Source organism: Streptomyces sp. NPDC054047, assembly GCF_055585065.1.
In genome coordinates, this window is sequence record NZ_JBVJKV010000004.1 from 159,886 (window position 1) to 185,738 (window position 25,853).

The following is a 25,853-nucleotide window of genomic DNA, read 5'->3' on the forward strand; positions in this document are numbered from 1 at the left end:
CTGTGGGCCGTTCGGGAGGCGCACCCACCGGTGCGCCCACACCCGCCCCGGACGCACCACACCGCTGGTGATGCTCCGTCACCGGCGACCCCTCCCCGAAAGGAACACCCCATGCGAGCCCTCTCCCAACGGCCGCTCCTGACCGGCCTCGTGGCCACGGTGGCGCTCACCGCCCTGGCCGCCCTGCCCGCCCACGCGGGCACCCCCGAAGCCCCGGCCCCCGGAACGACGGCCGAGACGCCGCTGCCCGAAGAACTCCGCGCCGCCCTGGCACGCGACCTCGGAATGAGCCGCGCGGGCGTGGCCGAGCGCCTGGCCGACGAGACCCGTGCCCAGCGCGCGGCGACCGCGATCCGCGCCACGGTCGGCGACCGGGCCACCGCCCTGTGGTTCGACGCGGCCGACGGCCGCCTCCACGCCGCCGTCACCACGCCCCGGGCCGCTGCGGCCGCGCGGGACGCCGGAGCGGTAGCGCACGAAGTGCGCCGTACACGCGCCGAGTTGGAGGCGGCGGCGCGGCAGGCCGGTGAGTGGAGCCGCGGGGTGCCCGGCGTGCGCTCATGGGGTCCGGACGCCCGCGCGGGACGGGTCGACGTGGTCGTCGACCCCACCGCGTCCACCGCGGCCACCCAGGCCCTGCGGGCCAAGCTCGCCTCCCTCGGCGGTCTCATACGGGTGGTCGAGTCCCGCGACGTACCCCGCCAGCAGGGCGGCGACGTGGTGGGCGGCGAGAAGTGGACACCCGGCAGCGAGTCACCCTGCTCGATCGGCTTCCCCGTGACGCGCACGAGTGGCGCGGGCAAGGCGTTCCTCACCGCCGGGCACTGCACGAACGACGTCGGCCAGCCCGCGTACGGCAAGGACGGCACGCGCGTGGGCACCTCGAACAAGAACGGGACCGGTTCGGTCAACGCCCGTGAGGGCGACATGGGCATCGTCGACGTCGACCAGGCGGGCTGGGCCCTGGCACCCAAGGTCGCGGGCTGGGGCGAGGGAGATGTCGCCGTGACGGGTTCGGCCGAAGCCGTCGTGGGCACGGCCGTGTGCCACTCGGGCCAGACGACCGGATACCGGTGCGGAGAGGTCACCAAGGTCAACCAGAGCGTCGACTACGGCAACGTGGTGATCGACGGGCTGTCCTACTCCAGCGCCTGTTCCGCAGGAGGCGACTCGGGCGGCAGCTACGTCACGCCGGCCGGGGGACGGGCCGTCGGCCTCCACTCCGGTGGCGGCAGCGCGACGTGCAGCGGCGGAAGCGGCGAGAAGTACACCATCTTCCAGCCGGTCAACGAAGCCCTCACCAAGTTCAACGCCCAGCTGGTGACGTCGAACCCGCAGCCCGGCGAGGTGACTGTGTCCGCGGTGTCCGCGCAGACCACCGTCACCGGCAGCCGGGTGGAGCTGCGCAACAGCGCGGAGGGCGGCACGGCCCCCTACACATGGAGCGCCACCGGCCTGCCCGCAGGGCTGTCCCTCGACGCCTCCACCGGCACCGTCTCGGGCAGCCCGACGGCCGCGGGCACCCACCAGGTGACGCTGACCGCGACGGACACGGCCGGAAAGAAGGGGTCCACATCCTTCGCGTGGACGGTGACGGCCCCCGGCACAGGCACACCCAAGCTCACCGATCCCGGCAGCCAGACCGGCTACGTGGGGAAGCCGATGAGCCTGCCGCTGAAGACCACCGGCGGCACGGCCCCGTACACCTTCACCGCGACGAACCTCCCGGCAGGACTGACCGTCCACCCGACCACGGGCCTGATCTCGGGCACCCCCACCAGCTGGGGATTTCGCAACGCGACGCTGACTGTCACGGACGCGACGGGCAAGAAGGCCTCCGTCGCCGTCACCTTCACGATCTGGTCCTGACCCGGTGAAACCGCCGCCCCCGGGCCACGACGGCCGGGGGCGGCGACCTGCCGCGAGTCGGGGGCTACTCCACGTTCCGCGCCAGAATCCCGAGCGTCGCGCGAAGGCCCGCCTCGGGGATGACGGGGAAGATGCCCGCCTCCCGGTAGCGTTCCTCGATCTCGCTCCAGTCGTAGTACGACGTGACCAGAGTGCCGCCCTCGCTCGCCTTGAGCCGGTAACCGTAGAGGTGCCGGATGGGAGGCTGCACCTGGCCGGAGATCGTCCATTCGATCAGGGCGTCCTGCTCGAACTCCGTGATGATCACGGTGACGTCGTACTTGCCCAGCGGGTAGTCGTTCAACGACTCACGGTCCATGTGGACGACGAATTCGTCGCCCGCCCCGCGCACCGCGTCTCCCTCGGCGGACTGGAGCATTCCTGAACTGTCGATCGCCACATGCCCGGCCGGATCGCACAACAAGGCAAAGATCTTCTCCGGGGCCGCGGCTATCTGACGCTGCACTTCGAATCGCTCTGTCGTCATGCGCGCCACCCTTTCACGATCACGAAACCCGTGACGAGCGGTTCCTGTCCGTGGGGCGCACGCCCTGCGGCTGCCCTGTCGCTCGCTCGCGCAGCAGAAGCACCGCGGTGACGGCCACGGCCACGGCGGTCGCGCCGTGGACCCCGAGCGCGGTGGCCGCGGAGCCACCACTGCTCAGGACGATCACCGTGTCCCCGGCGGGGACGAACGCCATCGCGAGGAACGCCCACCCCAGCGCCCTGCGTTGACCGGTGAACAGCAGGGCGAAGACGACGAGAGCCAACCCCAGGTCCCGCACGCCCTTCACGGCGAGGAACCCCGTGCCGTCCTGTTCCCTCCGGGGCCAGGACGGCAGGCCGAACCCGGACGCGGTGGCCTGCGGGTCGAGCAGATAACAGGCTCCGATGTACGCGATGAAGGCGCCGCCCAGGACGGCGAGACCGGTGGCGATGTGCTTGGTGTTCATGGCATGTCTCCAGAGGTGAGGGAGGTGACGGAGGCGAAGTGGCACGCGGCAGGGCGTCGGTCGGGGGATCAGGCGCGGGAGGCGCGCACCAGGCGGGTCCTGCGGCGGTAGAGGGGGCGGCCCACCGCGTGCCAGACCAGGCGCGCGGGCAGGGGCAGACCGGCGAGTACCGCGGCGCGTTCGGCCTGGTCGGCGTCCTCCAGGACGATGCCGAGGAAGAGGAGCAGCTTCGGCTTGGGCGTGCTCTCCAGGAAGTGGTCCCCCATCGCCTTCCACTCCCGCTGGGTCAGGTGGCGTGCGACAAGAGGAAGCAGCACCCGCTCCTCCTCGTCCAGATGCTCCACCAGGGCCGCGCGGTGCTCGCTGAGCGCCGCCACGAGTGCGTCGCGCTCCTGCTCGCCGCCCGTGGACTCCCAGGCGGGCAGAGTGGCTTCGGCAGCAGTGAGGGTCTGTGCGATCCGCTCGTGCTGGATGTCCATGCGCAGCACGGCGTCCGCTTCGAGATCGACCTTGGCCAGGAGCGCAGGCCACAGGTGCAGGTCCTCGCCGTGATGGTGGTTGTGCAGTCCCAGGCGGTAGTCGCGGAAGTGGCCCGCGAGGACGGTGGCACGCGCGGTGTCGCCGGGCGGTACGGCCGCGATCAGCTCCACCAACAGGCGTGCCTCGCGGCGCAGTCCGCGGTGGATGATGACCATCTCCCGGGTGTCGGGGCGTTCTTCGTCCGCTGTCCGTGTGTTCGGCTTGGTGTTCATGTGAGGAGACTGGCCCGGGGCTCCTGGAAGGCACTTGGAAGCGACTTGGAGGATGAGGCCGGGACACGAAGGCGGGGTTGCGGTGGCCGAACATTCGCCGCGGGAACCGGACTTGGACGATCTTCCTGCGGCTAGGCTCTACCGACATGGTCTGCGTACGCGTGCTCGGCTCGTTCACGGCCGAGCGGGACGGTGAGCCCGTGCCGCTCGGCGGCCGCCGCCAGCGCACACTTCTCGCGCTGCTCGTCGCCGCCCGCGGCCAGGTGGTCCCTCTGGACCGGATCGTCGAGGACCTCTGGCAGGGACGGCCGCCCGCCCAGGCCATCACCTCCCTCCAGGCGTACGTCTCCAATCTGCGCCGCCTCCTCGAACCGGGCAGGGCGCCGCGCACCCCGGCCAAGCTCCTGATCAGCGCCCCGCCCGGCTATGCGCTGCGGCTGCCCGACGGCGCGGTGGACGCCTGGCGGTTCGAGAGGCTGCTGCGCGAAGGGCGGGACCTGCTGACCGCGCGGCCCGTCGCGGCGCGGGACCTCCTGCGCGAGGCTCTGGCGCTGTGGCAGGGACCCGCCTACGCCGAGGTGGCCGACGAGCCGTGGGCCGGGCCCGAGGTCGTCCGCCTGGACGAGCTGCGCCTGGTCGCCCGCGAGCTGCACATCGCCGCCCAACTGCGCTGCCCCGACCCAGCCGGGGCGGCCGTCCCCGAGGCCGAACTCCTCACCCGGCAGGCGCCGTTGCGCGAGGAAGGCTGGCGGCTGCACGCCCTCGCGCTGTGGGCCGACGGCCGTCAGGCCGACGCGCTGGCCACACTGCGTCGCGCCCGGTCCACCCTCGCCGAGGAGGTCGGCATCGACCCCGGCCCGGCCCTGACCGCACTCGAACAGGCCCTGCTGTCCCAGGACCTGAACGCGTTGCGTGAGGCGACCGGCGCCCCGACGCAGGGGGACGACACGCTCGCGCAGCCGCAGCCGCAGCCGCAGCCGCAGCAGGACGCGGTGGAGGGGTCGGTAGGAGCCCTGACCGCCTTCGACACGCAGGGCGATGGCCTTGGCTTCACCCCCTTCCTCGGCCGTGACGCCGAGCTCACTCTCCTGGCAGGCGCCGCGCGCCAAGCCGGCACCCAAGGTCCGTCGATCGCCCTGGTCACGGGCGAGGCGGGGCTGGGCAAGACCGCGCTTCTGGAGCAGTTCGGCCGACGACTTCGGGGCGAGGGGTGGCTCGTCGCGGCGGGTACTGCCACCGACGCCGAGGGAGCGCCGCCCGCCTGGGCCTGGACGCAGGCCCTACAGGCGGTCGCCGAAGTGCTGCCGCCCCCGCCGGACACGGCCGACGTTCTCGCGCCGCTGCTCTCCGAGCGGGCGTCCGCCGCCGCACCGGGCGCGGACGCCGCGGCGGGACGGTTCCGGCTGCGCAGGGCCGTGTGGGCGTGGCTCGCGGCGGCGGCGCGTCAGCGGCCGGTGGCTGTCCTTCTCGACGACCTGCACTGGGCGGACGCCCAGACCCTCGCACTGCTCAGCGGCATGGGTGAACTGCCTGGCGGGACACGGCTGTTGGCGGTCGGCGCCTACCGTCCGGATGAGACGGAGGGGCCCCTGGGGGAGACGCTCGCCGCTCTCGCCCGGCAGGCCCCGCTCCGGGTGCCGCTGCAAGGCCTCGGCGATGGCGCTGTCGCCGAGCTGGTCGGCGCCGTGTGCGGGGCCGAGGTGGACACCCCGACGGTGGCCGCGCTCGCCGAGCGCACGGCGGGCAACCCCTTCTACCTCCGCGAGAGCGCCCGGCTCCTGGCGAGCGAAGGGGCCCTGGTGGCCCTCGGTGAAGTGCCGGAGGGCGTACGCGACGTCCTGCGCCGCAGGCTGGGACGGCTTCCCGACGCGACGGTCGCCGTGCTGCGCATCGCCGCGGTCGCCGGGCGCGAGGCCGACGTCGAAGTGCTCACCGGGGCGGCCGACAGCGGCGAGGACACGGTCCTCGACGCGCTGGAGAGCGGCCTGATCGCCGGGCTGCTCACCGAACCCGCCCCAGGGCACGTGCGGTTCGTGCACGCCCTGGTCCGCGACACCCTCCTGGCCGACCTGAGCCGGTTGCGCGCCACCCGTACGCACGGGCGGATCGCGGCGAGCATGGAGCGCCTGGGCCGCGACGACGTGTCGGCACTGGCCCACCACTATGCGCACGCCGCCTCGACGGCGACGGCGGCGAAGGCCGTCCATTACTGCGTGCGGGCCGCCGCCCTGGCGGAGTCCCGCTACGCCCACGACACCGCGGCCGACCTGCTCGGCCAGGCCCTGGAACGCTTCGAGCACACACCGGCCGACACGTACGAGGACCGTGACGCCGAGCGGATCGACCTGCTCGGCAGGCTGCTGCGCGCCCAGGTGCGGGCGGGAGCGATCACGGCCGCCCGTGCCACGCGCCAGGAGGCCATCGACCGGGCGGCCGCCGCGACCCGTGACGACCTGCTGATCCGCGCGTTCACGGCATGGACGGAGCCGACGCCCTGGCAGACCCGGCGCTATGGCACCGTCGACGAACCCCTCGTGGCGGCCCTGGAGCGGCTGCTGACCCGGCCCGGCCTCGAACCGGCCGTACGCTGCCGCCTGTTGGACGCCTACTCGGCGGAGCTCTCCAACACGCAGGATGCGCGCGTGCGCGCCGCGGCCGGTGAGGCGCTCACCTTGGCCAGGGGCCTTGGCGATCCCGCCCTGGAGGCGCTGGCGCTCGCGACGCTCGCCCGCGAGCTCGACGTCGACCGCGAGACACGTCAGGTCGCCGACCTGAGCGCCGAACTCCACCGGCTCGGCACCGCGCACGATCTGCCGATCCACAGCTGGTTCGGGCTCTTCCAACAGGCCGGGGCCGCAGCCGTCGAGGGGGATGTCGCGGCGACCCGCCGTCTCGCCGAGCAATCCCTCAGCCTCGCCCGCGCCTACCGGATGCCGGGCCCGCTCGCCGTCAGCGAATGCGCCCTGGCCACGCTCGCTCTCATCGAGGGGCGCTACGACGACGCCGAACGGCTCTACACCCGGGCGAGCGTACAGATGGCGGCGCAGGGATCGCCGCACGCCGACGGATACCTGGTCATCGCGGTCGCCGCCGTCAGACTGGCCCAAGGGCGCCTTGCCGCATTCGTGCCCCGGGCCCGCGAGGTCTTCCGCGACTACGGCCCGCTCGTCGCCGACGTCCTCGCCGCGGCCCTGGCCGATGCCGGACAGCACGAGGAGGCAGGCCGGGTCCTCGCCGAAGCCGCGCCCCTTCGCCCGGACTTCTTCTTCACCGCCTTCGCGACGTTCCGGGTCCGTACGATGGCCGCGCTGGGCCTGCGGGAAGGCGCCGAGGAGTTGTACGCCGCCTTGTCGCCGTACCGGGACGCCCCGCCCCTCACCGCGGGCTTCACCGTGGCCATTCCGCCCGTCGCCCACGCCCTCGGCCACCTGGCCCGCCTCCTGAACAGGGACCGGGACGCCGCCGCGGACTTCGCCCACGCGAACACGATCGCCGAGCGGTGGAACAGCCCCTTGGGCCGCACGAGTTGACCGTCGGGCACGAGGAGCCGGCTAGGGGCAGCTCTCCTCGAACTTGACCGCCGCGAGCGTCACCGGCTGCCCCTTCAACGAGGCCCCGGCGGACGGCTCCTGTGAGCAGACCTTCCAATTCGACTCCATCAGTACCCAGCGGTCGTCCGGCAGCGCATCCTCCACCGTGACGGACGTACCCGAATCGAGTGCGGCGCGGGCCGCCTTCACCGACTTGCCCGCGAAGTTCGGCATCTTGCCGCCCTTGGAGGCGGGCGGCTTCTCGTCCTTCGCCGGACAGTCCTCCTCCAGCTTCACCGCGCCGAGGTCGAGCTTGGTGTCCGTCGGCTTCGAAGCGCCCGCCTTCACGTTCTGGCTGCACACCTTCCAGTTTCGGTCGAACGCCTGCATCCGGTCCCGGCCGAGCGCGTCGTGCGAAGCGAGCCCGTAGAAGCCGGACTCCTGCGCCTTGTCCTGCGCGGATTGCAGGCCCATACCCACGAAGTTGGGCACAGTCGCGCTCTTGTCCTCATCGGATGCCGGCTTGTCGTCCTTGGTCGGCTTGTTCGCCGGCTTGTCGGCCTTGGCGGGCTCCGCCGCGGCGGTCTCTGTGACCGTGACGGCGGGCTGAGGCCCGGTCTCACCTGCGGTGCTCGTCTTCTCCTGGCTGCTGCTGCCGGAAGAGCCGATGCCGATACCGAAGAAGAAGATGAGGAGCGCACCCGGGATCATGATCCGTTTGCGTGCCCATCGGGGTCTGCCGGACGGCTGCGGCTGAAAGGGCCCCGGGAAGGGCGGCTGGGCAGGCTGCTGGTTGTCCGACACGCGTCCCCCATGGGTCAGTTGGTGCCAGATGACCGTAAGTGGTGAGACGCCCCGGAAAGCCAGCTCCAGGAAGTGAGTGACGCAACTGTTACGAAGAGTGAAAGTGCCGGTTGTGTCCGGGACATGCAACGCAGAGGGTGCGTCGCGTTGACCCCGCCGTGACGTTTCACCCTCAACGCCGTTGACCCACGCGTGACGTACACGCTGGGGTTCGAGGGCGGGCCCTTCGACGGGCAGACCTACCGGGGTCCGGATCCACTGCCGACATGGATGGTGCGCTCCGACGCCGTGTACGAGCTCACCGCGGGCGGCATCGCCCCGCACGATCCGCACTGGCGCTATTGCTGGCGACCTGGGCGGGCGTGGGAGTAGCGGATCGTTCCCGCCTGCCGTTGATGTACCGCCAGGGTGAACGCCCTGCTGTGGCGCGGTCGGTGGCGGCCGGGTCGGCAACCGGCAACCTCCGAAGTTCGGGTCGTCCTTAGCGACTTCGCCCTGACCAACTGCGCCATCGCCGGCCTCGGGACCGACTCGACGAACCCCGGGGCGGTCCACGAAAGGCATGCGTAGGCTGCGCTCCATGGTCATTCTGGAACCCGCCGGCACGGCTCTTGTCCTGGTCGATCTCATGCCCCGGATCATGGAGCTGTCGCTCGGCCCCCGTTCCGGCGCCGAGGCGCTGGATGCCGCCTGCGCTCTGGCCGAACGATTCCGGGCCGTCGGCGCGCCGGTGGTCGCCGTGAAGGTCGATCGGCCCCATGTTGCCGAGCAACCGCCAGGCAGCGAACTGCATGAGCGGGTAGCGGCCCTGGCGGACGAGTCAGTCGTCAAGGGCACCGTCGGCGCTTTCCACCGCACCGGCCTGCACGAAATCTTGCAGGAACGGAAGGTGTCCACCCTCGTCCTTGCCGGCATCGCCACCAACATGGGCGTCGAATCAACGGCCCGCGCGGCGTCCGACCACGGCTACGAATTGGTCTTCGCGGAGGACGCCATGACCGCTCTCACCTCGGCGGAGCACCAGGCGGCGATCACGCTGAACCTGCCCCGCTTCGGCCAGGTGGCGTCGAGCGCCGAACTCACGCTGAAGGCCGCCTCCTCGTCCTGACGCGTCCGGTCGCGCGGATGTCGGAAGGGATCGCGGTACACGGGCGCCAGAAACGTAAGCTGGCAGGTATGCGCACGCGCCCCACGCTGACCTGGGAGCCTACTGGCGGCCTGCTCCCGGCCTCGACCGATCTCACGGCTGTCGTCGAGGCGGTGCGCGCGGGCAACGTCGCGGTGCTGAGCGGGGCCGGGCTGTCCACCGAGTCGGGTATCCCGGACTACCGCGGAGAGCACGGCTCCCTGCGTCGGCACACTCCCATGACGTACCAGGAGTTCGTCGGCGCCGAGCAGGCCCGGCAGCGGTATTGGGCCCGTAGCCAGCTGGGATGGCGGGCCATGACGCGCGCCCGGCCGAACGCCGGTCACCGGGCCGTGACCGCCTTGGCCGAAGCAGGCCTGGTCACCGGCGTGATCACACAGAACGTCGACGGGCTTCAGCAGTCCGCCGGGGCCCGGGACGTCATCGAACTCCACGGGAGCCTGAGCCGGGTGGTGTGCCTGGCCTGTGGGCAGGGCAGCGCTCGCGGGGAGCTCGACCAACGGCTGCGTGCGGTCAACCCGGGGTTCGAGGCCGCCGCCGAGCGTTACCGTGCGGCGCGCGTCAATCCGGACGGTGACGTCGAACTGCCCGACGCGGCGGTTCGCGAATTCCAGGTGGTGGCGTGCGCGGCCTGTGGCCACGGGGTCCTCAAGCCGGACGTCGTCTTCTTCGGAGAGAACGTGCCTCCCGAGCGGGTCGCGGCGTGCCGCCGCCTTGTCGATGAGGCTGCCGTCCTGCTGGTGCTGGGCTCCTCCCTCACCGTCATGTCCGGGCTGCGGTTCGTGCGCCAGGCGGCGCAGGCCGGCACTCCGGTCCTGATCGTCAATCAAGGCCCGACCCGCGGGGACCGGTGGGCCACCCAGCGCGTGGAACTGCCCCTGGGGGAGGCGCTGCCCGCCCTGGTGGCGAGGGTGTCTCCCTGAGCGGGAACATCAGCTCCCTCCCTCGAAGGGGAGGGACTGCGCTCATGCCGCCATTCGGGTGCCGCGGCGCCAGACGGCACGGGTGTTGAGGGTGTCGCTGATGTTGCTGGTCGGGTCGCCGTCGACCAGCAGGAGGTCGGCGCGGAGCCCCTCGGCGATGCGGCCCCGGTCGCTGAGGCGGAAGCGGCGGGCCGTGGTCGCCGTGGCCGCGCGCAGGGCCCTTGCGGGTGTGAGGCCGGCCGCCACCAGGTATTGCAGCTCGTGGTGCAGGCTCGCTCCGTGTGCCAGGCCCCCGAAGAACGTCTCGGGCATGGAGACGTCGGTGCCGGCGAGCACGTCGACACCGGCAGCGTCCAGTGCGCGCACGGTGTCGTACACGTCGTGGAGCTTGCCCTGCGGGTAGCGGTCATAGCTGGAGCGCAGGGTCCGGTCCCAGTCGGCGTCGAGGCGTGCGGCGACCCGGGGGTCGTCGGCGAGTTCGCTGCCGGTGATCCCCATCATCGAGGCGTTGAGAGTGACGCAGGGGATGACGAACATGCCCGCGTCCTTGATCAGGCCGATGATCTCGGCGGTGTGCGGCTGGTCCATGAACACGTGGGTCAGGCCGTCGATGCCGGCTTCGGCGGCCGTCCTGGTGGCCTCCACGGTCAGCGCGTGGGCCACGGTCAGTGCGCCGTACTTCTTGGCTTCGGCGACGCCGGCGTGCACGGTGGCCCGGTCGAGCGCGGGCAGCCCGGGGTGTCCCTCTACGCTGCCGTCGTCGATCATGAACTTGATGAAGTCGGACCCCCGGGCGAGGAGCTGCGGCACGAAGGCGGCGGCCTCCTCGGGTGTGGTGGAGAACGGCATCAGGGGCATCACCGGGGGAAGGTCCCACTTGGGCCGAAACCCTTCGGGCATCAGCTCGCTCGGGTGGCCACCGGGCGGTGTGATGGCGAAGCCGGAGGAGCGCACGTCGGCCTGGGTGTCGTCGTCGGTGATGGCCCCCCGGTTCTCCCGGGTGTTCATCCCCTGCATCTCCAGTTCGGTCGTCACCCCGAACCGCAGGGCGAGCGCCAGGGAGCCCGGGGCGGAGTGGACGTGGGCGTCGATGAGTCCCGGCAGCAGTGTGGCGCCGCTGCCGTCGATGATCTCGCTGCCCTCGGGAGCGTCGCCGCCGACGCGGGCGATCCTCCCGCCGTCGATGACCACGGTCCGCACGCCGACCGCCTTCTCCCCGTCGAAGATCTGCGCGTTGGTGATCGCGGTGAGCGCCATGGCGGTCCGCCTCATTTCCTGGCTCGTTCAATATTTACATACCTGATGCTATGCACTTGTTGAATGGTATGCAAATGTGCTGGCCGGGCCTAGACTCGGCACATGAGCAGCACCTCCTCCTCCGAGCAGCCTCCCGACGACCGGACGCTGGATCAGATCGGCCCGGCGCTGTCCCGTCTGCGGCGACGCGCACCGGCATCGGGCAAGGACCTCTCCCGCAACCTCGTGCTCAACGTCATCGCCGACGCGCCGGGCGAGACGACCGTCGGTGGGCTCGCCGCCGAGATGGGGGTCGTGCAGCCGGTGGCCAGCCGGACCGTCGCCGCCTGCATAGCGGACGGGCTGCTGCGGCGGGCGGCATCCCAGTCCGACGGACGCCGCACCGTGCTCGAACTCACCGAGCACGGCGAGGCCGAACGCAACCGCTTCGCCGTCGAACAGCGAGAAGCGTTCCTGGAGATCACTGTCGCCTGGTCACCGGAGGAGCGGACCCAGTTCGCACGGCTCCTGACTCGATACGGAGCCGACGCCACCGCCTGGTCCAGGAAACAGACCCCAAGCCGCGATTGAACGAGCGCCCCGGGACCGAGCCACGGCCAGGAGTCCAGGCGTCGGCGGCGACTCCGTGCCGAACTCCGGGGGCAACGCGACAGGGTGCGACCGCCGCCATCTGCGGGCACACTTGAACGCATGGTTGTGCCAGCGGTGCATGTGGCGGACAACGGCTGAACTGAAGCGGGGTGCTCTCGCGGAACCCGGGGCGAACAATGTTCCGTACGCAGGCGGCCGACGACGGTGACGAGCTGCTTGCCAGGCTCGGAGCCCTCACTGCCCGGGCCCGGGAGCTCGCGGAGATGCAGCGCTCCCGGGTCGAGCTGGCAGTGGCGCTCCAGCGCGGCATGCTGCCCCATGATCTTCCCCAGCCTCCCGGCGTCCGGCTGGCCGTGGGATACATGCCCGCCACGCACGGGCTCAACGTCGGCGGAGACTGGTACGACGCCTTCACCATGCCCGACGGCCGTATCGGCCTGTCCATCGGCGACGTCCAGGGACACAACATCCAGGCCGCCGCGTTCATGGGGCAGGTCCGGGTCGGCCTGCGTGCGCTGGCCTCCGTCACGGGCGACCCAGGGGAACTGCTCGCGCGCACCAACGATCTCCTCGTCTCCCTGGGCGCGGACCTCTTCGCGACCTGCGCTTTCCTCCGGCTCGATCCGGCCACCGGCGTCCTGGAGTGCGCTCGGGCAGGCCACATCCCCCACATCTGGGCCACCGCCGACGGCCGGTCCGGTGTCGACGAAGGCGAATGCGGCCCCCCGCTCGGCGTACTCGAAGGCGCCGAGTACCCCGTGACGTGCCACCGGCTCACCACGGGAGGCGTCGTCGTGCTGCTGACCGACGGCGTGGTGGAAGGGCCGTCACTGAGCCTCGACGAAGGCCTGCAGCGGGTGACGCGCCTGGCCGAGATCACCACCGCTGCCGGACTGGGCATCAACGCCCTGGCAAGCGGTGTCATGCGGCTGGCGGACACGGTGGGACACGAGGACGATGCCGCCGTTCTCATCGTCGGCCATGACGGCGGCGTCCCGTAGCCGCGCTCACCGCACCCCGCAAGAGGCAAGCTCAGCGGCGTTCGCATGGCCGAAATGGCCGGAGCGGTGTCTGATGACTGCTGTGTTGGTGACTCGGCGGTCCCGGCTGTCCTGGGAGGCAGTACTCAAGGCACTGGCCGTGGCCGTCTGCTACTACGTAGCCGGGCGTCTGGGCCTGCTCGGCAGGCTCACCGTCGAAGGAGTGATCGTCACACCCATCTGGCCGCCCACCGGCGTTGCCCTCGCCGCCCTGCTCGTCTACGGCGTGTCGGTCTGGCCCGGGATCGCCGTCGGCTCGCTCCTCCTCATCGCCTCCCTCACCACCCCGCAGCTCACCACGCTGGTCACCGTGGCGGGCAATACCCTCGGCCCGGTCTGCGCCTATCTGCTGCTGCGACGGGCCGGATTCCGGGTCGGCATCTCCCGTCTGCGCGACGGACTGGCCCTGGTCTTCCTCGGCGGGCTCGGAGCCATGCTGATCAGTGCCACGGCGGGCGTCGGGCTACAGGTGGTGACCGGCGAACTGGCCACAGGGGAGTTCTGGTCCGTGTGGCTGGCCTGGTGGGTGGGCGACGCGATGGGGGTCCTGCTGGTCACCCCACTCCTGCTCGTGCTGCTGGGAGCCGCTGGACCCCTGCGCCTGAGGCGTTGGAAGGAGATGCTGTTCCTGGCTCTCGCGACCTTGATCGTCGTACCTCTGGCCGTGCTCGGCGAGTTGAGTCTGCTCTTCCTCGTCTTCCCACTGCTGATCTGGGTGGCGCTGCGCTTCCAGCTGGCAGGGAGCATGCTGTGCGCGCTGTTCGCCTCCGTGCTCACCACCTTCGAGGCGAGTACGCAGCAAGGAGCCTTCCTCCACCTGTCGGCCATCGAGGTCATGACCAAACTCCAGGCGTTCAACGGTGCCACCGCGCTGACGGCACTGTTGCTGTCCTCCATGGTCTCCGAACAGCGCGCCACCCGACGCTCGGTGCAGAGCGCCTGTCGAGAACTGGCGGAAGTCCTGGAGCACCTCGCCGCGGGGGAGACCCCGCCCGAACTGTCCGCCAGGCACACCCCTGACCTCCGCACCGACGACACACCGCCGGCGACGGACAGCGCCCGGGACGTCTGACGCGTTCCCTGGCCCATGGCCCGACGCGCGAACGGAAACACGAGACACTGTCGACGCCCTCGCTGTCGGAGATCTTCAGCAGCTCGCTCAGGCATGCCGCTTGGCCGGCTTCGTCGGCTCTCGGAGTCGGTCGGCCACCTCCGCGGACCGGATGAGCTCGAAGGTCGTGAACCGGCAAGTCGCCGGGTTGCTTCGGGCGGTCGAGTTCGGCGTGGTGGAAGTACAACCCGGCGTTGAGCCCGTGATGAGCGAAAGGTCGGGCCGGGGCCGTGACGCTGTGACCGCGGCGGCGGTGCGAGCGTCCTGACCGCCGCCTGTACTTACTGTCTCCGCGGCGCGCCGCCAGACGTGGAGTTGTTTGCTGGTCAGCGGCCGGGGTGGCCAGGCCAGTGCCCCGTTTGCCTGCTAACGCGCCACCCTCGCCGCGGCTGTCCGGCATGAGCCCGGGCCTCGTTCGGCCTGCTTGAGGGGGCGGATGGGGCGGGGGCGTGGTCGGCTCTGGTGGGACGCCGTGTCGTGGTTTGCCGCAGGACGGGCAGCGCATCTCGTGTTGCCTGTCGTGTGGCTGTGGGTCCGGTAGCCGAGGCTCCGGTATTGGCTCTGCCCTGTGTGGGCTTGTCCCCCTATGCGTCAGGAGTTCGGCCATGAAGCTTCGTCGTACGGCTGCCATGTCTCTGTCGGTTTCGGTTCTGGTGATCGGCGGTGGGCTGTTGAGCGCTCCGTCGGCCGCTGCTGCCGATCCCGGCCCGCCCGATGCGGCGGCCTGTGTGGGTCTGCTCAAGGACGCGGGTACCGCGGCCGCGGCTCATGCGGCGGCCAACGTCACCGCGGCGGCCTCCATGGCCGCCGCTCTGGTCATCGCGACCGACCCGGCCGCTGCCCAGGCCACGGCAGCGGAAGCCCTCAAGGCGCAGGCGACGGCCAATGACGCGGCCGCTGCCGCGCTCAAGACCGCAGCCGCCGCCGCGGGTTGTGTAGTGCCGGGCGTCCCGGCTCCCTGACGTTCCCGACCCGACCCGACTGGTCGGAACCCGTAGCTTCGCACTTCGAGTTGCGGGACCAAGAGGCCACCTCGCGTCGTTCCTCGGAACGAACACCGGGCCTGTGCCCGTCCCTTTCGGGGGACGGGCACAGGCCCGGTCACTTGTTGTGTGGGGCGCTCAGCCAGCGAGCCGGAGCGGGGACGGTCAGCCGACGCAACTGGGGACTGCGGGGGAACTGCTGGTGCAGTTGTTGGGGGTGTTGCTGCCGATGGGGGACGTAGTGACGGTCATGGTGCCGTTCAGGCGGTAGATGCCGCCCGCTGCGAGGAGGGCATGGTTGGCGCTGACGGGGGTGCTGGTCAGAGTGGTCGCGGTGGAGTCGACGGCGGCGATGCCGCCGCCCTGGGAGGCTGTGTTTGCCCCGTTGACGAAACTGCTGGTGGTCGTCAGCGTGCCGCGCAAACCGTTGTAGATGCCACCGCCTCGGCCGACGGAGGTGTTGCCTGACACGGTGCTGCCGGTGAGGGTCGCCGTCGCCCCTGTCGTGGGGGCGGCGATATCCGCATTGGCCAGTCCGCCGCCCTTGCCCAGAGCGGTGTTGCCGGTGAGCGCGCTGGCGGTGAGGGTCACCGCGCCGAAGTTGAGGATGCCGCCGCCGTTCGTGGCGGCCTTGCCGTTGTTGAGCGTGACGTTGCCCTTGAGGGTCAGGTTGCCGGTCCCTGCGACCTTGGCGATGCGGAAGGCGGGGGTGAGCAGTGCTGTCGAGCGGGTGATGATGTTGTTGTCGCCGGTCAGGGTGATGGCGGTGGTGATGACCGGAAGGCCGTTGGGTCCGTTGCCGTCGCTGCTATGGGGTGTGGTGAGGGTGTAGGTGCAGCCCGAGGTGAGAACCACGTTGCCGCCGCCGGCCGTGTTGGCGGCATTGATGGCGGTGATGAGTGCGGTTTCGTTGCAGGCCACGGCTGCATGAGCGGAGGTCGGGAGCAGAATGCTGCTGGCGGCGGCCAGGGCGACTGCCCCGGCAGTGACTGAGATGGTGCGGATGCGGCCCATGAGATCCCTCTCGGAGTGGGGTGATGCCTGTTCGCCTGACCCTTGTCAGGGAAGCGATGATTGGGGTTCTCCATGTCCCGTCGCCTGGAGTGTCCCGCCGAGACAGGGGGCTTGAGCGGTGCGTGAGCAGGGCGGGTAGAAGGAATCGCAGGTGGGCAGTGGTGCCCGCGTGCCCCCGCGCGGCGGGAGGGCTCGAGCGGCGCGGAGCTCGAACTCCGGGATCAAGCGCGGAAGGGCGGGGCGTCCGGCGGCTCCTTGCACTCGATAGTCATTACTGCAGGACCGGCCAGGCCTGGTGGCGGGCAGGGCTGCCCGTGCGACGCGCCTCGGGCGGCGATGGGGCCGGCATGGAAAGCGGCCGGAGCCGAGTCAGCCGTGGGCCCTTAGGTGGTCGACGCGGTGGCCCGCGCCGACCACCTGACACCAACTGCCCGCGGCCAGAGCCCATTTGCCGCTCATGCGGTTCCTGCGCGACTGAACAGTCCCCAAGGCACGTTCGACCAGTACGGTTGCCCTACTCGCCGACCCCGCATCGTGCGCCGCAGCCACCGCCGCCGCCAAGCATGTGCCTCCGTCCCCGCCTAAAGTTGCGTCGGGGCCGCGACGCAGTGAGCAGTCTGAGGGCGCGTCAGCGCGCAATTCAGATGCTCGCCGCGGAGCCGGTGGCTAGGGTGATGACTGTTCAGGTGCGCAGGCTGCGGCTACTTCTCCTGTCAAGAGAGCAACGCGGGTTCGAATCCCGTCGCCGGCCCTGGCCGGTGTCGTCCAGCGGCCAAGGACGCTTACGTCGCCGCCGCCGAGTCTGATCTCTGAACAACCGACGTGAGCCGCCCGCCCGGGGAAACCGGGCGGGCGGCTCGCGTCGTGTCGGCCACACGCCCGGCGCCGACGCCGCCTTCAAGGAGCGAGCACTCGTGCCGCTCACGTACCTTGTGCGTCATGAACCGTTGGGAAGAGTTGACTGGTGGGACGTCCGGAGAGGACTACGCCGCCCGGTTCGCGACCCTGGCCGGAAGCGGCAAGGACATGCACGGTGAGGCGCAGTTCTGCGCCGCGCTGGTGCCCGCCGGGGCGCGGGTGCTGGATGCCGGGTGCGGTACCGGCCGGGTCATGATCCGGTTGGCTGAGCTCGGGTACGACTGTGTCGGGGTCGATCTCGATGCGTCCATGCTGGCCGTGGCGCGCAGGCAGGCTCCACAACTGCCCTGGGTCCAGGCCGACCTGGCCACGTTCGACCCGGCTGAGCTTCAGGTCGTCGCGGACTTCGACCTCGTGGTCGCTGCCGGGAACATCTTCCCGCTCCTCGCCGCAGGTACTGAGGCCGCGGCGATCAGCCGCTTGGCCGCCGCCCTGCGCCCGGGTGGCCTCATGGTCGCCGGGTTCGGCCTGGACCGAGCCCACCTGCCGGTGCCGCCCGCCATCACGCTGCCGGAGTACGACGCCTACTGCGCCGCGGCCGGCCTCACCTTCGTCGACCGCTTCGCGACATGGGACGCCCACCCCTACGAGGGCGGCGGCTATGCCGTCAGTGTCCATCGGGCGCATCGCGACTGAAGAGCGCCGCCCCCTCCGGGGCCTTGCCTGAAAAAGCAGTGGAACCGCACTCCTGCGAGCCGTTAGCGTGCTCCCGCCCATAGTCGCCCTGTCAAGGACGTGCCGTTGTACACCAAGTGAGATTCCCCGAGCGCTGATCCGTCGCGCGTCGCACCTGTGCGCCGCGCTCCTTTTCGCTGCGGTCTTCTCACTGGAACCGGTGTATGCCTGTGTCAGAAAACAGGGTGGTCGTGCCCACCTGCCTGCAAAATGTTCTCCGCCGTTGCCCTGGGTGCGCCTCCGGGCGCGGAAACACCACCAGGCAAACAGTCCTGGAGCGGACGTACGCGCCTTCCGTGCGACCCGAGCGGCCGGCCTGGCAGTCGCCGTACGGTCCGCCGCCGCACCGGGCGCACCGCGGCCGGTGGGTGCCTGCGCCGGTGACGGCCAGATCTCGGCCCGCTGTGCGACGCGGACACCTGTGCGGCCGGTGCGTCTGATCGGCAGGCTCCCGGGCGACTTCACCTTCCCGCTCAAGCGCTGAGTCCTTCCGGCCCGGGGCCTGTTCGGCAGCATCTGATCAGCCGGACAGGCCCTGGTCGAGCACAAGGAGGAGCTGCGTGACGCCGGGCTGCTGAGGGGGAGAGCCAATCCCGATAACGGTAAGAATCACTGCCATCTCTACATAGATGACATCGGAGGGGGCAGAAGGGGATCAACCTGCTTTCCCGATTGAGGCGGCATCGTGTACCCCTCCGTGAGCGCCTCCGCAACATCGGCTTTCCGTACGGGAATGCAAGAGCACATGGCTGATCTGCCGTGGATCGAGGATGCGGCCAAGGTCACTCCCCGGGACGCGCGCGTGCTGTCCAGGCTGTTCCTGGACCGGCTGCAGGCCCTGGAAGAGGGCACCGGCGAGTATCAGTACGTCCGCAGCACACTGATCGAGATGAACGTCTCTCTGGTGGCCTTCGCAGCCCACCGCTTCCGCAACCGCGTGGGCAGCGACATGGAGGACATCGTCCAGGTCGGCACCATAGGTCTGATCAAGGCCATCGACCGGTTCGACCTGACACGTGAGGTCGAGCTTTCCTCGTTCGCGATCCCCTACATCCTCGGTGAGATCAAACGCCTCTTCCGCGACACCACCTGGGCCGTGCATGTCCCCAGGCGCCTGCAGGAACTGCGCGTCGAGCTGGCCAAGAGCCAGGAGGCGCTGGCCATCCAGCTGGACCGCACGCCCACGGTGCAGGAACTGGCCGTCGACCTGGGCCTGACCCAGGCCGAGGTCACCGACGGTCTTGTCGCCGCGAACGGCTACGTCGCCGGATCCATCGACTCTCCCGCCGGTGACGATGAAGAGGGAGGGGGGCGGAAGTACGCGGACACCATGGGAGATCTCGATCCGGCCATGGACCTGTTCGAGGATCTGCACGCACTGGGCCCGCTGCTGGCGCAGCTGGGCGAGCGGGAACGGGTCATCATCGAAATGCGGTTCGGCCAGGAGATGACCCAAACGGAGATCGGCCGTGAACTGCACCTGTCCCAGATGCACGTCTCCCGCCTCCTCAGCCACACCCTCGCCATGCTCCGCACCGGCCTCCTCCCGACCGAATCCCCCTGCTGCCCTGCCGCCGTGAGGCCCCGCCCCGGTACGGCTCACGCACCCGCAGTTCGGCGGCCTGGTCCCGGTCCTCGTCGAGGGAACCGGTGAGCGACCGGTCGATGAGCTGTTGTCGGCGTACGTGACAGGGCCCACCGAGGTGCGTGTGAACGCGATCAGCTATGTTCCTGCACCGTGTGTGTCGTCTTCGCGGCACACCCATGCTCCTGGGTGTGATCTTGGAGGGGTGTCACAGTGTCAGGCGACGTGTGGGGACCGGTCTTGTCGCTCGCCGGCGTTGTGCTCGGGGGCGGGCTGACGGCGTTTGCCCAGCGTGCCACCCAGCGGTCCGCCGAGCGGACCGAGCAACGCAGACAAGCGGTGGCCGAGGCGGAGAGCCGGCGGGCGGAACAGCTGGAGGTGCTCAAGGAGTTCGTCGCGAAAGCGCAGGAGGCCGAGCGGGTTGCCTACAGCCGACCTGAGCCGTGGGGCGATGACGAGAACGGCTGGATGACGGGGGCCGGGCCCGTGATGACCGCGCTGTGGACGGCGTCGGGCAACGTGATGCTGCTGTGCGACGAAGCACTGCACGAGCCAGTGCGCCTTTACGGGTACGCGCTCAACCAGGCGGTGTGGAGAGACATCGGCGACACCGCAGTGAACGAGCATCTCGAGACGCACAAGGCCCGCGTTCATGACCGCGGCGCGCGAGAGTCTGGCCGCTGGCTGACGGGTGCGCAGCGCGGCGGGAGCAACAAGACTGGCAGCAGGCCCATTCCGGAAGCCGCCGAGCCGTGACGGACTCGTATGCCTTCACGAGACCGGCTGGAGCCGTATCGCCGACAACACGGCTCCAGCCGTCGCCCTCCCGGGTGTGACGGTCAACAGGGCTTCGATTCCGCGGCCCCTGCCGCCTGGAGAGCGTCTCGCGCGAGGACCGATCGCGGGGGAGTCACGGTCGCTCGCGCAGCCGGCCGTCGCCGCAGTCGCGCGGCTGTAGCCGGACATTTCCCAACTTCCCACCGTGGGCGTGGTAGCCGGTGTCCGGCACCTTGGTGCGATGCCTGGATCAGGCGCGTGCACGATGTGCGCTCCGGGGGGAGTTGCAGGTCTCAGCCGCCGTAGCGGCGGTGCTCGGTGTTGATGCGCTGGTCCTGTTCGAGCTGGTCCTCGAGGGTGACGATGGTGCAGGCGGCCTCGATGGGGGCGCCCCGATCGACGAGTTCCCGGACACGGGCGGCGATGCGCAGCTGGTGGCGGGAGTAGCGGCTGTGGCCGTCCTCGGAGCGGAGCGGGGTGATGAGGCGGGCTTCTCCGATGGCGTGGAGGAAGCCCTGGGTGATGCCGAGCAATTCGGCGGCCCGAGTCATCGTGTAGGCGGGGCGGTCATCGTCGTCGAGGTGGCCGAGCGAGTCGTCTGCTGACATTGAACCTCTCTGTGGAGGGGCCTTGGCGTCCATGACCACCAGGGCCCCGAAGGAACTGCTGCACCATCCGTCGGCCCTGATGCCGCGCCGACTTCTTGTTTCCGCCGACCCGGCCGACGTGCTGCCGGGGGTGCGGGGATCGCGGTTGCTCGACCGGAGACCACCTCACTGTCGATGTCCTGCGGTACCCGGACTCACGACGTCCGCCCGGGCGATCCTGATGGTGCTCGGCCCCTCCGCTCTTCCGGCAGATGGGCACTGCCGGGCCTCGTTGATCTCGGCTCTGAGAGAAACCATAACGACACCGACACCCAATGTCTACTCCGGCCAACACAGATATACGCGTATTCGACGGTGAGGTAATCGACCTCGAACATGACGGAGGGGGAAGCGGGCAGGACCCTGGAAACCAAGAGCTCCCCACCGCCCGGCGGTGGGGAGCTCCCTGGGCTCCTGCGGTATCCGCAGGACGCGGCGGCCCGCCTACTGGATGTTCATGCAGAAGCGGTCGTTGCTCTGCTCGGACTGCTCCAACTTCTCATCCCACGCGAGCATCCGGTCGTCGGTGTAGTACCGGCGCAACATCCCGCCGGCCGCCGGGAATCTTGTCCCGCGGCCACCGCAGGATAGTTCGCCACGCCACCCGGTGAGAGCGACGGCCGGGCCGCGGACCGTGAGTCGCCGGCCTCAGTCTTGTCCGGTCTGCGGCTGGGCCTCGATGCGGTAGCCGACACCCGGCACGGTGGCGATGATCCAGGGCCGGCCGAGCCGTTTGCGCAGGGCCGAGACGGTGATGCGTACCGCGTTGGTGAACGGGTCGGCGTTGGCGTCCCACGCGCGTTCCAGGAGTTCTTCGGCGCTGATGACACCGCCTTGGGCGGCGATGAGGACTTCGAGGACGGCGAACTGTTTCCGGGTCAAGGCGATGTAGTGGCCGTCGCGGTAGACCTCGCGGCGGAAGGGGTCGAGGCGCAGGCCCGCGATCTCTTGCACGGGCGGTCGGTTGTGGGCGCGCCTGCGGTCCAGCGCCCGCAGCCTGAGCGCGAGTTCCTGGAGCTCGAAGGGTTTGGTGAGGTAGTCGTCGGCGCCGAGCTCGAAGCCGGACGCCTTGTCGTGCAGCCGGTCGGCCGCGGTGAGCATGAGGATCGGCATGCCGCTGCCGGAGGCGACGATGCGTTGGGCGATCTCGTCACCGGAGGGTCCGGGGATGTCGCGGTCCAGGACGGCGATGTCGTAGGCGTGGACGTCCAGCAGATGCAGGGCGGTGTCACCGTCCCCCGCGATGTCGGCCGCGATCGCTTCCAGGCGCAGGCCGTCGCGGATGGCTTCGGCCAGAAAGGGCTCGTCCTCGACGACCAGTACACGCATGCTCTTGATGCTACGAGTCGGCACATATCGCCGACGTATCGAAAAGCCCATACGTGCCGACAACAGCACACTGCCTTGACTGGCGGCATGAACCACACTCCGCCATCAGCACGGACAGCAGTCCGCCCCACGCATCGGCGTCGTGTCGCCGGCCCGGTGGCCGTCATCGCGGCGATCGCCGCGACCCTCGCCTGTCAGGCGCAGAATTCCTCGTCCTCCTCGTCCTCATCGGCCGCACCGCCCTCGAAGGGTCCTCGCGGCGAGCACCATGGTGCGCTGGGCGAGGCCGGGGGTGCCGTTCCCGGGGGCACGACAGTCTTCGACGAAGATGTTCCGGCTGTGGCCAACCTCCGCCCGGACTTACGCAAGGCCCTGCGCCGGGCCGCCAAGGAGGCCGGCGGCGACCAAGTCGCCCTGTACGTCAACAGCGGCTGGCGTTCGCCGCAGTACCAGAACCTGCTGCTGCGCCAGGCGATCGCCCGGTACGGCTCCGAAGCCGAGGCCGCCCGGTGGGTGGCCACCGCCACGACGTCGCCTCATGTGTCGGGGGAGGCCCTCGACGTCGGACGCTCCGACGCGACGGCGTGGCTGACCGAACACGGCGCCCGGTACGGGCTCTGCCAGATCTACCGGAACGAGCCCTGGCACTACGAACTGCGCACCGCAGCGATCGAACACGGCTGCCCGCCGATGTACGCCGATCCCACCCAGGACCCGAGGATGAAGAAGTGACCGTGACCGGCAGCGAGCCAGGACAGACGACCGTGCAGGCAGGCACGGCACAGCAGACCACCGGCGGGGCGGAGCAGACGACCGACACGGCGGCGCAGACCACCGGCGCGATGGAGCAGAACAGCCAGGACGGCGCCGCCCGCCGGGACACCGGCCCCGCTACCTGGCGCGCGGGCATCCGCCGGGCGATCCGCACCGCCGGGCGGCCCGGGCCCTGGAAGCGCGGCCGGGTGCTCGCGGCGCTGGCGCTGCTGCTGGGCCTGCTCCTGCTGCTGCACGCGCAGATCACCGACCGCGGGGGCCTGGGCAGCCTGGTCGAGACCTTCCTGCCGTGGTGGGGCCTGTTCATCCCGGTGCTGCTGGCCGCGGCGCTCTGGCGCCGCTCCGCATCCGCGGTGGTCGCGCTGCTGCTGCCGGTCGGCGTGTGGCTGAGCCTGTTCGGCCCGCTGCTCACCGACAAGTCCCACGCGGGCAGCGACCTCACCGTGGTCAGCCACAACGTCGGCGCCGACAACCCCGACCCCGCCGGTACCGCCCGCGACCTGGCCGCCTCCCAGGCGGACGTACTGGCCCTGGAGGAGATCACCCCACAGGCCCAGGGCGCGTACGAGAAGGAGCTGGCCAAGGCCTACCCGCACCACACGGTGCGGGGCACGGTCGGGTTGTGGAGCAAGCTGCCGCTGTCGGGCATCCGGACGGTCGACGTCGCGATGCAGGGCATGGTCGGGCCGCTGGCGGAGCACCTCTCGGCAGAGGAGAAGAAGGCCACACCCCGGGCGCTGCGCGCCACGGTGGCCACCCGTCAGGGGCCGCTCGCGGTGTACGTGGCCCACCTGGGCTCCGTACGCGTGAATCCCCGGACGGGCTTTGTGACGAGCCAGCGGGACGACGGGGCGCAGGCACTCGCCAAAGCCATCGGCGCCGAGGACAACAAGCGGGTGGTGCTGCTCGGTGACCTCAACGGCACCCTGGACGACCGCGCGTTCGCCGGCATCACCTCACACCTGCGCTCGGCTCAGGACGCGGCGGGGGACGGCTTCGGACTCAGCTGGCCGGCCAAGTTCCCGATGGCGCGGATCGACCACGTCCTGGTCCGGGGCGTGCAGCCCGACAGCTCGTGGGTACTGCCGGCCACCGGCAGCGATCACCGGCCGGTGGCGGCCGGAATCACCGTGTGAACATCGCGCACAGCCTCCGGCGCCCGCCCGCTTCTCCCGCTGTCAGCTGTGGCGGGACGGGTCAGCCGGGCAGTCGCCCGCGATAAATGCCGGTGGCGTCGTGGGGCATTCGGGATACTGGGCGGCCATGGATGAGGTCAAGGTCGTCGTCGCCCATTCCGAGCGTGCGACCCTGCGCGTCGGCGATGTGTTCCTGAAGGTGGACGCCGATCAGGCGCGCGTGGACGTCGAGGTCGAGGCGATGGCATGGGCGCCGGTTCCGACCCCGGAGGTGCTGTGGCGCAAGCCGCCCGTGCTCGCGATCGCCGCGCTTCCGGGGACGGCGCTGGGCCGCCTGGGCGAGCCCTCGACCGCCTCGCTGGCGGCGTGGGCCGCGGCGGGCGCCGCCGTACGGAAGCTGCACGAGGCGGCGTTGCCGGCCTGGACCGGGCGGGGCGGCCGGGACCTCGACGAGTTGGCGGCCGATCTCGACGGCGAGTGCGAGTGGCTCGTGACAAACGGCGTGCTGCCCGCCGACCTGGTCACCCGCAACCTCCGGATCGCCCAGGCCGCGCTCCGGCCGTGGACTCCGGTGTTCACCCACGGCGACCTGCAGATCGCTCACGTATTCGTCGAGGGTGACGAGATCACCGGAATCATCGACTGGTCCGAGGCGGGCCAGGGCGATGCCCTGTTCGACCTGGCCACCTTGACGCTCGGACACGCGGAGCACCTGGGCGACGTCGTCGCTGGATACAGCACCGACGTCGACCTCGACGTGATCCGCGCCTGGTGGTCGGTGCGGAGCCTGCTGGGAGTTCGCTGGCTGGTCGAGCACGGCTTCGACCCGACCGCGCCGGGCTGTGAGGTCGACGTGCTGCGATCCCAGCGGTGAGGAGATCCCAGCTGTCAGGAGGTGCGCCCGCCCGCGTCACACGCCCGGATCCGCCTCGATGGGGCCGGGTTTCAGCGCCCGGGCCGCCTCGAGTTGGGCCGCGAAGGACAAGCCCAGGAACAGGGCGATCGAGGTGAGGTAGGCCCACAGCAGCAGGGACATGAAGGCGCTGAGCGGGCCGTAGACGGTGTCGAAGGAGCCGCTGACCGAGAGGTACAGGCTCAGCAGACCGGTCAGACCTGTCCACAGGAGGAGGTAGACCGCCGCCCCGAACGCCAGCCAGGTGTAACCGGGTTGGCGCCGCCGAGGCGAGCGACGGAAGATGACGCTCGCCGAGACGAGCGCCAGCACGAAGCCCAACGGCCAGCGCACCACCCCGAACGCGGCGCTCACCTCAGGACCGATGCCGAAGACCGTCACCGCCGCGGCCGCCAGGTCACGGCCCGCCACCATCACGACGAAGCCCAGTCCCAGGGGCAGGCCCGCGGTGACGGCCATGACGATGCCGCGCAGGTACTTCCGGTGGAAGGGACGGTCGCGCTCGTTGCCGTAGATCCTGTTGGCGCCGCGTTCGATCTGGCACATGGCCGTCGTGACGTTGGCGAGGGAGAACATGAGCCCGAACCAGAGGGCGACCTGCGTGCCTCCGCCCGCGGTCCGGCGGCTGCGGGTCAGTGCCTCGTCGACGACATCGGCGCTCGGCCCTTGTGCCATGCGGTGGATGACCACCTCGGCGAACCGGCCGATGCCCTGAGTGTGCAGCACGGTCGACAGGCCGACGAACACGATCGCCAGCGGGACGACCGCCAGGACCGTCTGCAGCGCCAGAGCCCGGGAGTGGCTGAACCCGTCGGCGTACCGGAACCGCACGAAGGCGTCGCGGAGCAGCCGCCAGCTGCCGTAGTGACGCAGCGCCGCGAACGCCTCGTCCCCGGAGAGTTCCTCGCCCTGCATGTCCCGTGTCTCGGGAACCGTCGTCGCCGTGCCCATGCCCCGCCCGCCTCGCCCGTCGTACGTCGGCAGGAAGTTCCTGCGTACCAGTGCCCGGTGCCCAGGCGATGCCGCCGCAATCCGGTCTGGCCAAGATCGCGGCGGCTCAGGGCGGGATCGAAGCGCTCTGTCGAT

General features: G+C 70.5%; 23 protein-coding genes, 1 tRNA gene and 1 pseudogene. 16 read left to right on the forward strand and 9 right to left on the reverse strand.

Annotated elements, in window-relative coordinates; all coding sequences use genetic code 11:
* Positions 1-111: 111 nt before the first annotated feature.
* Positions 112-1,869, forward strand: coding sequence for a putative Ig domain-containing protein (locus tag ACZ6ZP_RS17435; RefSeq protein WP_351166583.1), 1,758 nt, complete (start codon positions 112-114; stop codon positions 1,867-1,869).
* 64 nt (positions 1,870-1,933) lie between these two features.
* On the opposite strand, the gene ACZ6ZP_RS17440 is transcribed toward ACZ6ZP_RS17435, so the two are convergent.
* The 3 genes from ACZ6ZP_RS17440 to ACZ6ZP_RS17450 all read right to left on the reverse strand — a co-directional run bounded on the left by ACZ6ZP_RS17440 (position 1,934) and on the right by ACZ6ZP_RS17450 (position 3,613).
* On the reverse strand, positions 1,934-2,395 hold the full coding sequence (locus tag ACZ6ZP_RS17440) for an SRPBCC family protein (RefSeq protein WP_366464664.1): 462 nt from the start codon (positions 2,393-2,395) through the stop codon (positions 1,934-1,936).
* Between the two features lie 19 nt (positions 2,396-2,414).
* Positions 2,415-2,861 (reverse strand): DUF4267 domain-containing protein, encoded by a 447-nt coding sequence (locus tag ACZ6ZP_RS17445; RefSeq protein ID WP_469407380.1) that lies wholly within the window; start codon positions 2,859-2,861, stop codon positions 2,415-2,417.
* Positions 2,862-2,929: 68 nt separating this feature from the next.
* Positions 2,930-3,613: a hemerythrin domain-containing protein gene (locus tag ACZ6ZP_RS17450; RefSeq protein ID WP_383824612.1), complete on the reverse strand. Its 684-nt coding sequence runs from the start codon at positions 3,611-3,613 to the stop codon at positions 2,930-2,932.
* Positions 3,614-3,759: 146 nt separating this feature from the next.
* On the opposite strand from ACZ6ZP_RS17450, the gene ACZ6ZP_RS17455 reads away from it, so the two are divergent.
* A complete protein-coding gene (locus ACZ6ZP_RS17455; protein ID WP_469407381.1) occupies positions 3,760-7,143 on the forward strand; it encodes a BTAD domain-containing putative transcriptional regulator in 3,384 nt (1,127 codons plus the stop codon).
* Positions 7,144-7,164: 21 nt separating this feature from the next.
* Here ACZ6ZP_RS17455 and ACZ6ZP_RS17460 read toward each other — a convergent pair whose 3' ends face one another.
* Positions 7,165-7,947 carry a PASTA domain-containing protein gene (locus ACZ6ZP_RS17460; protein ID WP_383824606.1) on the reverse strand — a complete coding sequence of 261 codons (783 nt, stop codon included), beginning with the start codon at positions 7,945-7,947 and terminating at the stop codon, positions 7,165-7,167.
* A 192-nt stretch (positions 7,948-8,139) separates the two neighbouring features.
* Between ACZ6ZP_RS17460 and ACZ6ZP_RS17465 the strand changes: the two genes are divergently transcribed.
* From ACZ6ZP_RS17465 to ACZ6ZP_RS17475, 3 genes are all read left to right on the forward strand, one after another.
* Positions 8,140-8,319: a hypothetical protein gene (locus ACZ6ZP_RS17465; protein ID WP_351166595.1), complete on the forward strand. Its 180-nt coding sequence runs from the start codon at positions 8,140-8,142 to the stop codon at positions 8,317-8,319.
* Positions 8,320-8,527: 208 nt separating this feature from the next.
* The gene (locus tag ACZ6ZP_RS17470) at positions 8,528-9,055 is read left to right on the forward strand and encodes an isochorismatase family protein (RefSeq protein WP_351166597.1); all 528 of its coding nucleotides are present in this window, start codon (positions 8,528-8,530) and stop codon (positions 9,053-9,055) included.
* A gap of 68 nt (positions 9,056-9,123) precedes the next feature.
* Positions 9,124-10,017 carry an NAD-dependent protein deacetylase gene (locus tag ACZ6ZP_RS17475; protein ID WP_351166599.1) on the forward strand — a complete coding sequence of 298 codons (894 nt, stop codon included), beginning with the start codon at positions 9,124-9,126 and terminating at the stop codon, positions 10,015-10,017.
* Positions 10,018-10,059: 42 nt separating this feature from the next.
* Here ACZ6ZP_RS17475 and ACZ6ZP_RS17480 read toward each other — a convergent pair whose 3' ends face one another.
* Complete coding sequence (locus tag ACZ6ZP_RS17480) at positions 10,060-11,274, reverse strand: amidohydrolase family protein (protein ID WP_366464670.1); 1,215 nt, start codon at positions 11,272-11,274, stop codon at positions 10,060-10,062.
* 102 nt (positions 11,275-11,376) lie between these two features.
* On the opposite strand from ACZ6ZP_RS17480, the gene ACZ6ZP_RS17485 reads away from it, so the two are divergent.
* From ACZ6ZP_RS17485 to ACZ6ZP_RS17500, 4 genes are all read left to right on the forward strand, one after another.
* Positions 11,377-11,844: a MarR family winged helix-turn-helix transcriptional regulator gene (locus ACZ6ZP_RS17485; protein WP_351166601.1), complete on the forward strand. Its 468-nt coding sequence runs from the start codon at positions 11,377-11,379 to the stop codon at positions 11,842-11,844.
* A 197-nt stretch (positions 11,845-12,041) separates the two neighbouring features.
* Positions 12,042-12,866 (forward strand): PP2C family protein-serine/threonine phosphatase, encoded by an 825-nt coding sequence (locus ACZ6ZP_RS17490; RefSeq protein ID WP_351166603.1) that lies wholly within the window; start codon positions 12,042-12,044, stop codon positions 12,864-12,866.
* Positions 12,867-12,939: 73 nt separating this feature from the next.
* Positions 12,940-13,977: an MASE1 domain-containing protein gene (locus tag ACZ6ZP_RS17495; protein ID WP_351166605.1), complete on the forward strand. Its 1,038-nt coding sequence runs from the start codon at positions 12,940-12,942 to the stop codon at positions 13,975-13,977.
* Positions 13,978-14,621: 644 nt separating this feature from the next.
* Entirely contained in the window at positions 14,622-14,978 is a 357-nt protein-coding gene (locus ACZ6ZP_RS17500) for a hypothetical protein (protein ID WP_469407384.1), read from the forward strand.
* A gap of 186 nt (positions 14,979-15,164) precedes the next feature.
* On the opposite strand, the gene ACZ6ZP_RS17505 is transcribed toward ACZ6ZP_RS17500, so the two are convergent.
* Entirely contained in the window at positions 15,165-16,013 is an 849-nt protein-coding gene (locus ACZ6ZP_RS17505) for a hypothetical protein (protein WP_469407385.1), read from the reverse strand.
* Positions 16,014-16,671: 658 nt separating this feature from the next.
* Between ACZ6ZP_RS17505 and ACZ6ZP_RS17510 the strand changes: the two genes are divergently transcribed.
* From ACZ6ZP_RS17510 to ACZ6ZP_RS17525, 4 genes and pseudogenes are all read left to right on the forward strand, one after another.
* Positions 16,672-16,764, forward strand: a tRNA-Asp gene (locus ACZ6ZP_RS17510).
* A gap of 188 nt (positions 16,765-16,952) precedes the next feature.
* The gene (locus ACZ6ZP_RS17515) at positions 16,953-17,567 is read left to right on the forward strand and encodes a class I SAM-dependent methyltransferase (protein WP_399976222.1); all 615 of its coding nucleotides are present in this window, start codon (positions 16,953-16,955) and stop codon (positions 17,565-17,567) included.
* A gap of 784 nt (positions 17,568-18,351) precedes the next feature.
* A complete protein-coding gene (locus tag ACZ6ZP_RS17520; RefSeq protein WP_469407387.1) occupies positions 18,352-19,260 on the forward strand; it encodes a SigB/SigF/SigG family RNA polymerase sigma factor in 909 nt (302 codons plus the stop codon).
* 144 nt (positions 19,261-19,404) lie between these two features.
* Positions 19,405-19,879 (forward strand): annotated as a pseudogene (locus ACZ6ZP_RS17525) (hypothetical protein).
* Positions 19,880-20,261: 382 nt separating this feature from the next.
* On the opposite strand, the gene ACZ6ZP_RS17530 reads toward ACZ6ZP_RS17525, so the two are convergent.
* Together ACZ6ZP_RS17530 and ACZ6ZP_RS17535 are read right to left on the reverse strand one after the other, a co-directional pair.
* Positions 20,262-20,576, reverse strand: a complete 315-nt coding sequence (locus ACZ6ZP_RS17530) for a MerR family transcriptional regulator (RefSeq protein ID WP_469407389.1) — start codon at positions 20,574-20,576, stop codon at positions 20,262-20,264.
* A gap of 687 nt (positions 20,577-21,263) precedes the next feature.
* Entirely contained in the window at positions 21,264-21,944 is a 681-nt protein-coding gene (locus tag ACZ6ZP_RS17535; protein ID WP_351166617.1) for a response regulator transcription factor, read from the reverse strand.
* Between the two features lie 87 nt (positions 21,945-22,031).
* Between ACZ6ZP_RS17535 and ACZ6ZP_RS17540 the strand changes: the two genes are divergently transcribed.
* The 3 genes from ACZ6ZP_RS17540 to ACZ6ZP_RS17550 all read left to right on the forward strand — a co-directional run bounded on the left by ACZ6ZP_RS17540 (position 22,032) and on the right by ACZ6ZP_RS17550 (position 24,728).
* Positions 22,032-22,676, forward strand: a complete 645-nt coding sequence (locus ACZ6ZP_RS17540) for a M15 family metallopeptidase (RefSeq protein ID WP_469407391.1) — start codon at positions 22,032-22,034, stop codon at positions 22,674-22,676.
* Between the two features lie 2 nt (positions 22,677-22,678).
* Positions 22,679-23,854, forward strand: a complete 1,176-nt coding sequence (locus ACZ6ZP_RS17545; protein WP_469407392.1) for an endonuclease/exonuclease/phosphatase family protein — start codon at positions 22,679-22,681, stop codon at positions 23,852-23,854.
* A gap of 127 nt (positions 23,855-23,981) precedes the next feature.
* Entirely contained in the window at positions 23,982-24,728 is a 747-nt protein-coding gene (locus ACZ6ZP_RS17550; protein ID WP_469407393.1) for a phosphotransferase family protein, read from the forward strand.
* 36 nt (positions 24,729-24,764) lie between these two features.
* On the opposite strand, the gene ACZ6ZP_RS17555 is transcribed toward ACZ6ZP_RS17550, so the two are convergent.
* The gene (locus tag ACZ6ZP_RS17555) at positions 24,765-25,718 is read right to left on the reverse strand and encodes a YihY/virulence factor BrkB family protein (protein WP_469407394.1); all 954 of its coding nucleotides are present in this window, start codon (positions 25,716-25,718) and stop codon (positions 24,765-24,767) included.
* Positions 25,719-25,853: the final 135 nt, after the last annotated feature.